Source organism: Dietzia sp. Cai40, from assembly GCF_014145165.1.
GTDB classification, from domain to species: domain Bacteria; phylum Actinomycetota; class Actinomycetes; order Mycobacteriales; family Mycobacteriaceae; genus Dietzia; species Dietzia natronolimnaea.
Genome location: NZ_JAALEB010000169.1, coordinates 1 through 11,366 on the forward strand (window position 1 = coordinate 1; position 11,366 = coordinate 11,366).

Consider the following 11,366-nt stretch of genomic DNA (forward strand, 5'->3'; position numbering starts at 1 on the left):
GTCCGCGCCCTGGCCGTGCTCGCGGCCGCCCCGGCGGTCGAGGGCCTGGTGCTGTCCGAGGGCGCTCTCATCGATCTCGGGGAGCCGCTGTGGCCGGGCGCGGCGTTCACCGCGGTCGTGCTGCGGGCGCCCGAGATCCCCGACGTCGAGGTGGGCGGGGAGTCCGCCCCCGTCAGGATCTTCCGAGCGGTCCCGGTGACGCACACCGAGGCGGCCTGGGTCCGGCTCAAGGGAGCGGGGGAGCTCGAGGACGCGTGGGCCGAGGCCGGGATCGACGTGACCGATCCGGCGCGCCGCGCGGTGAATCCGGGTCTGACCCGCTGACTACAGCCAGCGGTTCCTGCGGAAGAGCAGGAACAACCCGGTGCACGCGGCGGCCATGACCCCGAGCACCAGGTAGTAGCCGTACTCGGAATGCAGTTCGGGCATGTTGGTGAAGTTCATCCCGTAGATCCCCGCGATCATCGTGGGCACGACCGCGATCGCCACCCACGCGGAGATGCGCCGCATGTCGGTGTTCTGCTGCACCCCGATCATCGCCATGGCCGCGTTGACCAACGAGGTGATCTGCTCGTCGAGGGTCGTGACCTCCGCCGCGACCTGGCTGTGGTGGTCGTGGACGTCGCGGAAGTAGTGCCGGATCTCGGCGGGGACCAGGTCGAGATGCTCGACCGCCAGGCGCCGCAGGGGCAGGGCCAGGGGAGCGATGTCGTGCTTGAGCTCGAGCAGCTCACGCTTGAGCAGGTAGATCTGCTCGATGTCGACACGGGTGCGGGGGGCGAAGACGGCGGTCTCCAGGTCGTCGATGTCCCCACTCATCCCCTCGGCCACCTCGAGATAGCTGTCCACCACCCGGTCGGCCACGGCGTGCATCACCGTCGACGGCCCCCGGAGCAGCCTCTCGGGCGCGCTCTCGAGCTCCGCGCGGATGTCGGCGAGGCCGGTGAAGTCCCCGTGACGGACGGTCACCACGAAGTCGCGGCCCAGGACCACCATGACCTCACCGGTGGAGACGATGTCGTTGGTCTCGGTGATCGACTCGTGCTCGAGGTACCTGACCGTCGACATGTTGAGGACCAGGGAGTCGTCGTAGGCCTCCAGTTTGGGCCGCTGCCGTCCGCTGGCGGCGTCCTCGGAGATCAGCTCGTGGAGACCGAACTCACTCGCCAGCGCCTCCATCTGGTGCGGGTCCGGGGCGTGGAGCCCGACCCACACGAACCCCCGCCCGGCCTGTCGTACGTGCCGGATCGCGGCCCGGTGGGTGAAGCGCCCCGGGACACGGACGCCGTCGACGTAGACACCGCAGTCGACCACCGCGCGTTCGGTGGGAACGGTCAGCCGGGTGCGTGGGGGGAAGGGGGTGGCCGTGTCGTCCCGCCGTCTTCGGATACTCGGCACCAGCGCCCCCTCACTCATCACCATGACACTATCCGGCGCCGGGCCTCGACACGATGGGCGTTAGGGTTCTGCTGGGAGACTGGCGGACAGGTGTCGCACGACCGGGTGCGGACGTGGCGAGGAAGGACGTGGTCGAGTGCGGCGGACGGGGGAGCGGGCCGGGGTACGCGGACTGGCGATCGCCGGGGTTGCGGTGGTGGCACTGACCGGATGCCAGGCGCAGTCGTCGATCGTCCCCGCCCACGAGTCCGATCCGGTCGTGGTGATCGAGACCGCGTCCTTCGGTGAGGCCGAGGTCGTCGGCCACATCTACGGCAACGCCCTGTTGAGATCGGGCTCCCGGGTCACTCTGCGTCCGCAGTCGGGAGACCAGGCCGAGGTCCTCGAGTCGGTGACGGCGGGAGACGCCACGTTCACCATCGGGTTCACCGGGGAGTTGCTCCGGGCGTTCGATCCGGGCTCCACCGTGGTCGAGGCCGACGAGGTGTACACCGCGATGATGGCCGCCCTCCCCGAGGGGGTCACCGCAGCCGACCCGGCTCCCGCCGAGGACGCCCCCGTGTACGTGGTGACCCGGCACACCTCGGAGACGCGCGGTCTGCGGACCATGTCCGACCTCGCCGGACGCTGCGGGGAGTTCACACTGGGCGCACGCCAGGAGGCGCTCGCGGACCGTGAGCTCGCCACCGCGGTGGGTGGGACGTACGACTGCGGGTTCGGGCGGAGGGTGGCGCTGGGCCCGAACCCGCGCGCGGTGTTCGACGCACTGCGCGCGGGGGAGATCGGCGTGGGGCTGGTCCAGTCGACCGACCCGGTCCTGGATCCCGACGACATGGTGCCGCTGGACGACGACGAGGACGCCATCCTGGCCCAACACGTCGTCCCGGTGTTCCGCAAGGGCTCACTCTCGGAGGACCAACTCGCCCTGGTCAACCGGATCAGCGGCGAGCTGACCACGGAGGACGTGCGGGAACTCCTGCTCGGGGTGGAGTTCGGCACCTCCACCCCGACCGATCTCGCCAACTACTGGCTGGACTCGCACGACTACTGAGCCCGGGGGTACGGGACCGGCCCCGGGCGCACGGGACAGGCCCCGGGCGACCGCCGCCGGGGGGCGCGGAGACCCGCGCCTACCCCGTGGCCGCGATCAGGAGAAGGCCTCGTCCACGAGCGCCTTCTGCTCGACCGCGTGGACCTTGCTCAGGCCGGTCGACGTGGCGGCCATGGCCCGTCGAGACACCCGCTTGAGCGGCGGGAACTCCGGGATGACCTCCGGCAGGTTGAGTGCGAGGAAGCTCCACGCGCCCTGGTTGGCCGGTTCCTCCTGCACCCACCGGACCTCGGTGAGGTTCGGGTAGTGGCTGAGCGCCTCGCGGAGACGACGGAACGGGATCGGGTGGATCTGTTCCAGCCGGACGATCGCGACGTCGTCGTGGCCTTCCTTCTCCTGCCGTGCCGCCAGCTCGTAGTAGAGCTTGCCCGAGACCAGGAGCATGGTCTTGACCTTCTCCGGGTCCTTGCCACCGTCGACGAAGGTGGGATCGTCGAGCACCGAACGGAACTTGCCCGAGGTGAAGTCGGCGAGGGCGCTGACGGCCTTCTTGTTCCGCAGCATCGACTTGGGGGTGAAGACGATCTGGGGGCGCTTGATGCCGTCGGTGGCGTGGCGACGCATGAGGTGGAAGTAGTTCGCCGGGGTCGACGGTTGCGCGACCGTCATCGACCCCTCCGCGCACAGCTGCAGGAAGCGTTCCATGCGCCCTGAGGTGTGGTCCGGGCCCATGCCCTCGTGGCCGTGCGGCAGGAGCAGGGTGACCGAGGACTTCTGACCCCACTTGGCCTCACCGGAGGAGATGTACTCGTCGATGATGGTCTGGGCACCGTTGACGAAGTCGCCGAACTGCGCCTCCCACAGGACCAGCGCCTCCGGGTCACCCACGGAGTAGCCGTACTCGAACCCGACACCGGCGTACTCGGTGAGCGCGGAGTTCCACACCTCGAACCGGCCGTCGGCCTCGTCGAGGTTCTGCAGCGGCGAGTAGGGCTCGGCAGTGGTCTTGTCGACCACCACCACGTGCCGCTGCGTGAAGGTGCCGCGCTGCGAGTCCTGGCCGGCCAGGCGAACGGTCCGGCCCTCCATGACGAGCGAACCGATCGCGAGCAGCTCGGCGAACGCCCAGTCGATGTTCCCGTTGTAGGCCATCTTCTGGCGCGCCTCGTAGACCGGCTTGACACGCGAGTGGATGTGGAAGTCCTCGGGCAGGTTGCCGAAGGCGTCGCCGATCGCGTGGATGACCGACTCGTCGACCGCGGTCACCAGACGCTTGGGCAGCGGCTGGTTCGGCAGGATCGACTCGGATGCCTTGACCGGGTGCTTCTCGAGTTCGCGGACCTCGTTGAAGACCCGCTCGAGCTGGCCCTGGAAGTCGCGCAGGGCGTTCTCGGCCTCCTTCTCGGTGATGTCACCGCGACCGACGAGATCGTCGGTGTAGGACTGGCGGACGCTCTTCTTGCCGTCGATCACCTCGTACATCCGGGGCTGCGTCATCGACGGGTCGTCGGCCTCGTTGTGGCCGCGGCGGCGGTAGCAGACGAGGTCAATCACGACGTCCTTCTTGAACTGCTGGCGGAAGTCCATCGCCAACCGCGCCACCCGCACACACGCCTCTGGGTCGTCACCGTTGACGTGGAAGATCGGGGCGCCGATCATCTTGGCGACGTCCGTGGAGTACTGGCTGGACCGACCGGCCTCGGGGGCGGTGGTGAATCCGATCTGGTTGTTGACGACGATGTGGATCGTCCCGCCGGTGCGGTACCCGTCGATCTGGGACAGGTTGAGCGTCTCCGCCACCACCCCCTGGCCGGCGAAGGCCGCGTCACCGTGGAGCATGAGTGGGACGACCGGGTACTCGGCACGCCACTCCGGGTCCTCGATGAGGTCCTGCTTGGCCCGCACGATCCCCTCCAGGACGGGGTCGACGGCCTCGAGGTGCGACGGATTGGCGGTGAGCGAGACCTTGATCTCGTTCTCCCCGAACATCTGGTACTGGATGCCCTCGGCGCCGAGGTGGTACTTGACGTCACCCGAGCCGTGGGCGGCCGAGGGGTCCATGTTGCCCTCGAACTCGGTGAAGATCTGCCGGTAGGGCTTGCCCACGATGTTGGCCAGGACGTTCAGGCGGCCGCGGTGCGGCATGCCGATCACGACCTCGTCGAGCGCGAACTCGGCGGCCTCGTCGATGACCGCATCCATCATCGGGATGACCGATTCGGCGCCCTCCAGGGAGAAGCGCTTCTGTCCGACGTACTTGGTCTGCAGGAAGGTCTCGAACGCCTCCGCCGCGTTGACCTTGGACAGGATGTACTTCTGCTCGGCGACCGTCGGCTTGTCGTCGACACCCTCGAGTCGTTCCTGGATCCACTGGCGTTGTTCGTTCTCGAGGATGTGGGTGTACTCGATACCGATCTTGCGGCAGTACGCCGCGCGCAGCGCAGACAGGACGTCGCGCAGGCGCATCTTGTCCTTGCCGACGAACCCACCCACGGAGAACTTGCGGTCCAGGTCCCAGAGCGTCAACTCGTGGGAGTTGACGTCGAGGTCCGGGTGGAAGGTGCGGCGACGCTTGGCGTGCCGCCCGTCCAGGGGGTCGATATCGGCCATGAGGTGGCCGCGGTCGCGGTAGGCCGCGATCAGCTCGAGGACCCGGGCGTCCTTGTCCACGCGCGGGTCGGTGATGTCCTGACGCCACCGGACGGGCTCGTAGGGGATGCCGAGGACGTCGAAGATCTCGTCGTAGAACTCGTCGGCGAGCAGGAGACGGTGGATCTCGCGGAGGAACTCCCCGGATTCCGCACCCTGGATGATCCGGTGGTCGTAGGTCGAGGTGAGGGTGGTGATCTTGCCGATGGCGTTGTTGGCCAGCTGCTCGTCGCTGGCACCCTGGAACTCGGCCGGGTACTCCATCGCACCGACACCGAGGATCGTGCCCTGCCCCACGGTCAGTCGCGGCACAGAGTGGACGGTGCCGATCCCGCCGGGGTTCGTCAGCGAGATGGTGACCCCCGAGAAGTCCTCCATCGTCAGCTTGCCGATGCGGGCGCGGGAGACGATGTCCTCGTAGGCGTCGAGGAAGCCGCGGAAGGTCAGTTCCTCGCAGTTCCTGATGGCGGCCACGACCAGGGTGCGCCCCGCCTTGGTCTTCATGTCGATCGCCAGGCCGAGGTTGATCCCGTTCGGGGTCACGACGTTGGGCTTGCCGTCGACTTCCTCGAAGTGGTTGTTCATGTTCGGGTAGGACTTGATCGCCTGCACCATCGCGTACCCGATGAGGTGGGTGAAGGAGATCTTGCCGCCGTGCGTCCGCTTGAGGTGGTTGTTGATGACGACGCGGTTGTCGATCATGAGCTTGGCCGGAATCGCACGGACCGAGGTGGCCGTGGGCAACGTCAGCGACGCGTTCATGTTCTTGACGATCGCGTTGGCCGGGCCGCGCAGGACCTTGTTCTCTGCTTCCTCGGGCGGCGTGTACTCGGGCCGGGTGGTCCGCTTGGCGGCGGGTGCCTCCGACGTGCCACGCGAGCTCGGCGTCCGCGCGGGGGCCGGCACACCCCGCCCGCGTGCCTTGCTCTTCGGGGAGCTCTCGGCGGTGGGCTTGGCGGCCACGTCTTCGGCTGACGACTCGGGAGACATGTCCGCGACGGTCAGCTCCGAGGTCTTCTGGGTGTTCGCGTCGGGGGTGGCGTTGTCGCCCCCGGACTTCTCGGAGGAGACCTTCTTGCCGCTCTTGCCGGCACTCTTCTTCTCTCCACCGGTCTTGCCACCACTGGTTTTCCCACCAGTCCGTGCGTCACCCCCGTCCGCAGCCGGACCGGCACCGGACGAGCCGTTCGACGCACTCCGACCGCTCACGGCCGCGGCCCCGGGGTTCGCGTCGAAGAACTCGTGCCAGGACTTATCCACGGAGGACGGGTCCTTGGAGAACCGCTCGTACATCTCGTCGACGAGCCACTGGTTCTGTCCGAACTGTGAGACGGTGTTGCTCACGATGTTGTGGTGCCTTCCTGATCTGTGGTGGGTTTCACACGCAATGAACCCAGGCTAGACCTTCTGCGCGTTCTCGGCCTTCCGATCTCACCTGACAGGGGGATGCGGTGCACTCGACGCACGGGGGTCAGGTCGAGGGCCAGCTGTCCGGAGGGGTCCCGAAGGTGGTCGCCGCCGCCTTCACGACGGTCCGACCCAGCCGTCGGTTCCCCCAGCCTCCCACCGCCGCGCCGATGCCCGCGGGGGCGAGCTTGCCCATGGCGAGGGTCGCCCGCTTCACCGCGAACTTCCGGGCGAACCGGGACACCATCCGACGATTGACCTCCTTCAGACCCGGGAGCCCCAGCGACCTTCCGGCGAGCGACCCGCCGGCGGAGGCCCCGCCGCTCGTGCTGACCGCGTTGGCCAGGATCGCGGTGCCCGACGCCCCGAGCATGACGGTCATCACGAGCAGCTCCTCGTGCTCGCCGACCCTCACGTCCACGCCGTGGACCTCCGCGACGGCCAGGGTGTAGAACGCGGCGGCCTCGATGAACACCAGCGACTCGGCGCCGATCGCGCCGAACGCGACGATGGTGCCGACCCCGGGGACGGCCGCCGTGGCGCCCACGGCCGCGGTGACGGCGCTCAGGAAGCGGGAGTCGAGCCGGTCGCGGATGCGCGCGGGACTCTCATCCGGATGGTTCTCGCGGAGCTTGCGGACGTAGGCGCGCGCGGCCCCGGCCTGGCTCCGTATCGCCTTCCGGAGGGCCCCTGTGGCGATTCCGGCGAGTGGACCGGAGACGTCGGTGTCGGCGGGGACGCGTTCTGGCACGGGATCTCCTCGAGGGTGTTCACGACAGGGTCGGCTGCCCTTGTCCGTCACTCCACGGTACGGAGGATCACGTGGTCCCGCCTCCTACGGGAGGACCTGTTCGGTGTACTGGTTCGCGAAGACCCGGTCCGGGTCCAGTCGGTCCCGCACGGCGACGAAATCGTCGAAGTGTCGGATGGTGTCGGACAGGTCGGCGGCGGTCCGGGTGTGCATCTTCCCCCAGTGGGGTCGACCGTCCGCGGCGAGGAAGATCTCCTCGGCCGATCGGAAGAGCTCGGTGTGGTCCATCAGGTGGAACTGGTGGACCGCGATGTAGCAGACGTCCCGCTGGTGGGCGGTCGACATCCACACGTCGTCCGCGGCGGCGAACCGCACCTCGACGGGGAACGGCGTGACGATGCCGGAGCGGTCGATCATGTCCCGGAGGTCCCTCACCACGGCCGCGGCCGCGGCCACCGGCACCGCGTACTCCATCTCGCGGAAGCGGACCCGTCGTGAGGAGGCGAAGACCCGGTAGCTGCGATCGGTGTACGCGCGGGCCGACATCGCCCGGGCCGCGAGGCGGTTGATCCGGGGTGTCAGCGAGGGCCGACGGGCGGCCGTCCGGCACAACGCACCGAACGCCTCGTTGGCCAGGAACTCCTCGCCCACGAGCTCGCGGAACCTGCCCAGGGGCTGCAGCTCGGTGTCGCCCGGAAGCCGGGTGTGGCGTTTGACGGTCACGGCGTCGGTGTGGGGGAACCAGAAGAACTCCGCGTGGTCGGCCGAGCCCGCGAAGCCCTCGAGATCGGCGAGCGCGGCGGTCAGGGTCCACGGGTGTTCCTCGGCGCTCAGCGCGAACGCCGGCACGCAGTGGATCGTCATCTTGGTGATGATCCCGATCGCACCGATCCCGAGTCGCGCCGCCTCGAACACCTCAGGATTCGTCTCGCGGGAACAGTTCAGGACGGAACCGTCGGCGGCGACGAGCTGCAGACCGACGACGGTGGCCGGCAGGCCGACAGCGTGCCGACCCGTGCCGTGGGTCCCCGTCGACACCGCGCCGGCGAGCGACTGTTCCGCGAAATCCCCGAGATTCGGTTGCGCGAGTCCCAGGTCCCACAGAAGGGGGCCGAGCCGGTGCAGTCGCGTGCCCGCCCAGACGGTCACGTCAGCCCCGTCGACGTGCCCGTCGGGGGCGCGGGTCGGGACGATCGACTCGATCCCCGTCAGGTCGTCGAGTGAGACCAGGACCCCGTCCGTCGCCGCGGCCGGGGTGAAGGAATGTCCGGCGCCCACGCACTTGACCCGGGTGCCCCGGTCGGCGGCGGTGCGCACGATGTCCGTGACCTCCGCGACGGTCGTGGGGTCGGACCGGCCGGACGGCGAGGCGATGACGTTTCCGGCCCAGTTCTGCCACGGTGTGGTCGAGGTCGTCATGGCTGCCGAGATTACCCCCCGCTTCACCGTCGAAGGGGGGCAACCTGGACGACAGACCTGACCGCGGGGCGGTGCCCTGTGCGATCCGGGGACGAAGTGTGCCCGCCGCAGGGTCGTCGTCGTACCATGGACGGGTGACCAGACGCCTCCCATCCGATCAGCGCAGAGCGCAGCTCCTCCGGGCCGCCCTGGAGATCGCCGAACATGACGGGTTGGGCGCGGTGACCGTCCGTGGCGTCGCGGAGCGGGCCGGCGTCTCCCTCGGTGTCGTCCACTACTGCTACACGGATAAGGAAGAGCTCCTCCGTGAGGTGATCGGTGCGGTCAACTCGGAGGTGCACCAGGCGGCACGGGCGTTCATCAACGTCGACTTCGACTCCGGCGCCATGGGCAGGGAGGGGCTGCGACGGAGGTTGTACGAGGCCATCGACCTGATCTGGGCCGTCATCTCCGCTTCTCCCGACCGGCAGCTCCTCACCTACGAGATCGTCTCCTACTCGCTGCGCACGTACGGGACACCCGAGATCGGCCTGGCCCGCCACCAGCAGGAGTCCAACGAGGAGATCATCCGCTCGGTGCTCGGGCGGACCGCCCAGTCCGCGGGTATGCGCTGGGGTATGGGCCTCGACGACATGGTCCGTGTCGTGGAGGCCACGGTCGCGGGCATCGGTCTGCGCTGGCAGATCTGCCGGGACGACGACGAGGCGATCGCCCTTCTCCACCGGGCGGTCGACCTCGTGGTGGCGGACGCGCATCCGCTCGACGGTGAGTAGGCCGGTGTCCGGACCCGGCACCGACGCCGTGGACGCCGTGGACACGGCCACCGCCGGACTGGACGCGCCGCTCGCCGCGCTGCACCTGCCCACCCTGCGGGCGAACCTGGCCGACCTGCGGCGACGAGCAGGCGGGACGCGGATCCGGATCGCCAGCAAGTCCGTCAGGTCGCGCGGGGTGCTCGAGGAGGTCCTCGGTCCGGGGCTCCGGGGTGACGACTCGGTACGCGGCATCATGGCCTATTCGCTCACCGAGGCCCTGTGGCTCGTGGACGCGGGGTGCGACGACGTCCTGCTCGGGTACCCCACGGTCGACCGCGCGGCGCTCGCGCGACTGGGGGCGGATCCGGCCGCGCTCGACGCGGTGACCCTGATGGTCGACGACGAACGCCAGCTGGAGATCGCCCGCGAGTCGGGTGCCGGTGGGGCGAGGGTGTGCGTCGACGTGGACGCCTCGCTCCGGTTCGGACCCCTCCACCTGGGCGTCAGGCGGTCCCCGCTCCGGGGCCCCGCCGACGTCGAGCCGCTGGTCCGTCGAGCCGTGGCCTCGGGCTTCCGGGTGGTCGGTGTGATGTTCTACGAGGCGCAGGTCGCCGGCGTCCCCGACGACGTCAGGGGTATCGGCGTGGTCAAGGCGCTGTCGATGCGCCGTCTGCTCGGGATCCGGGGGGCCGTCGCCGGAGTGGTCGCCGACGTCACCGGGGAGCGACCCGAGATCGTCAACTCGGGTGGCTCCGGTTCGATCGCCGAGAGCGCCGCGGATCCCGCCGTCACCGAGGTGACCGCCGGGTCGGGTCTCTTCGTCCCCGGGTTGTTCGACCGCTACCGCTCGTTCACACCGCGACCCTCGCTGTTCTTCGCCCTGCCGGCGGTCCGGACCCCGGCCCCCGGCCTCACGACCTTCCTCTACGGGGGGTACGTGGCCTCCGGGGTGCCGGGGCCGGATCGGCTGCCCGTCCCCGCCCGCCCCACGGGGTTGCGGTACCTGGGCAGGGAGGGCGCCGGAGAGGTGCAGACCCCCGTGCGAGGGGAGGTGGCGATAGGCGACCGCGCCTGGTGGCGCCACGCGAAGGCGGGAGAGGTCTGCGAGCGGTTCGACACGCTCCACGTGGTGGACGAGACTGCACAGGGACCAGCGGTGGTGGATCGCTGGCCCACCTACCGTGGGGAAGGGATGTGCTTCGGATGACGGACACCGTGCCGATGACCGACGAGATGCGGGAACTCCTGCACTCCGAGGCCGTCTCGATCACAGCTGACCTGGTGTCCATCGACTCGACCAACACCGGCGACCCCGCCACGACCGGCGACGGTGAGACCCGCGTGTGCCGACGTATCGCGGAGTACCTGGACGAGGTGGGGATCCCGAGCGAGTTGGTGGAGTCCGTGCCCGGTCGCGGAAGTCTGTTCGCCCGTGTCGACGGGTCGGACCCGGCCGCCGGCGGACTGGTCGTGCACGGGCACGTCGACGTGGTCCCCGCGGTCGCAGAGGACTGGTCGGTCCCGCCGTTCGCGGGTGAGATCCACGACGGCTGGCTCTACGGCCGTGGAACCGTGGACATGAAGAACATGATCGGCATGATGCTCGCCGTCGTGCGCCACTACCGCCGTGAGGGCATCGTCCCGCGCAGACCCCTGTTGCTCGCCTTCTTCGCCGACGAGGAAGCCGCCGGGACGATGGGGGCGCGGTGGGTGGTGCGGGAACGTCCCGACATCTTCGACGGCATGACCCACGCACTCAGCGAGGTCGGGGGGTGGTCCGTACCGGTGGCGGGTCGGCGGCTCTACCCGATCGCGGTCGCGGAGAAGGGCGTCGCCTGGGCGCGGGTGAGCGCGAAGGGGGCCGCGGCCCACGCGTCCCGCCCGACCTCGGACAACGCGGTCGCGGCGATCGCGGGTGCCGTCCACCGGGTCGCGA

General features: G+C 69.4%; 9 protein-coding genes. 5 read left to right on the forward strand and 4 right to left on the reverse strand.

Translation table 11 applies throughout. The features are described from left to right. On the forward strand, nt 1-324 hold a 324-nt coding region (locus G6022_RS07315; protein ID WP_182691277.1), incomplete at its 5' end, for a suppressor of fused domain protein. Here the strand turns inward: G6022_RS07315 and G6022_RS07320 are convergent. Next, nucleotides 325-1,416 (reverse strand): magnesium and cobalt transport protein CorA, encoded by a 1,092-nt coding sequence (locus G6022_RS07320; protein WP_182639827.1) that lies wholly within the window; start codon nt 1,414-1,416, stop codon nt 325-327. 118 nt (nt 1,417-1,534) lie between these two features. On the opposite strand from G6022_RS07320, the gene G6022_RS07325 reads away from it, so the two are divergent. Next, on the forward strand, nt 1,535-2,449 hold the full coding sequence (locus G6022_RS07325) for a glycine betaine ABC transporter substrate-binding protein (protein WP_182639828.1): 915 nt from the start codon (nt 1,535-1,537) through the stop codon (nt 2,447-2,449). A gap of 96 nt (nt 2,450-2,545) precedes the next feature. Here the strand turns inward: G6022_RS07325 and G6022_RS07330 are convergent, their stop codons facing one another. The 3 genes from G6022_RS07330 to G6022_RS07340 all read right to left on the reverse strand — a co-directional run bounded on the left by G6022_RS07330 (nt 2,546) and on the right by G6022_RS07340 (nt 8,675). After that, on the reverse strand, nt 2,546-6,442 hold the full coding sequence (locus G6022_RS07330) for a multifunctional oxoglutarate decarboxylase/oxoglutarate dehydrogenase thiamine pyrophosphate-binding subunit/dihydrolipoyllysine-residue succinyltransferase subunit (protein WP_182639829.1): 3,897 nt from the start codon (nt 6,440-6,442) through the stop codon (nt 2,546-2,548). A gap of 127 nt (nt 6,443-6,569) precedes the next feature. Further along, on the reverse strand, nt 6,570-7,256 hold the full coding sequence (locus G6022_RS07335; RefSeq protein WP_182691280.1) for a hypothetical protein: 687 nt from the start codon (nt 7,254-7,256) through the stop codon (nt 6,570-6,572). A gap of 84 nt (nt 7,257-7,340) precedes the next feature. Further along, nucleotides 7,341-8,675: a D-arabinono-1,4-lactone oxidase gene (locus G6022_RS07340; protein WP_182639830.1), complete on the reverse strand. Its 1,335-nt coding sequence runs from the start codon at nt 8,673-8,675 to the stop codon at nt 7,341-7,343. Between the two features lie 134 nt (nt 8,676-8,809). Between G6022_RS07340 and G6022_RS07345 the strand changes: the two genes are divergently transcribed. From G6022_RS07345 to G6022_RS07355, 3 genes are all read left to right on the forward strand, one after another. Then, complete coding sequence (locus tag G6022_RS07345; protein WP_179525574.1) at nt 8,810-9,448, forward strand: TetR/AcrR family transcriptional regulator; 639 nt, start codon at nt 8,810-8,812, stop codon at nt 9,446-9,448. Nucleotides 9,449-9,452: 4 nt separating this feature from the next. Then, complete coding sequence (locus G6022_RS07350; RefSeq protein ID WP_179525573.1) at nt 9,453-10,637, forward strand: alanine racemase; 1,185 nt, start codon at nt 9,453-9,455, stop codon at nt 10,635-10,637. Then, the coding region (locus tag G6022_RS07355) for a M20/M25/M40 family metallo-hydrolase (protein WP_182691282.1) at nt 10,634-11,366 on the forward strand (733 nt) is incomplete at its 3' end. The genes G6022_RS07350 and G6022_RS07355, both read left to right, overlap by 4 nt.

Coding starts and splice junctions, on each gene's coding strand:
- G6022_RS07320 (WP_182639827.1), bottom strand. CDS start 1,416: ATGAGTGAGGGGGCGCTGGTGCCGAGTATCCGAAGACGGCGGGACGAC.
- G6022_RS07340 (WP_182639830.1), bottom strand. CDS start 8,675: ATGACGACCTCGACCACACCGTGGCAGAACTGGGCCGGAAACGTCATC.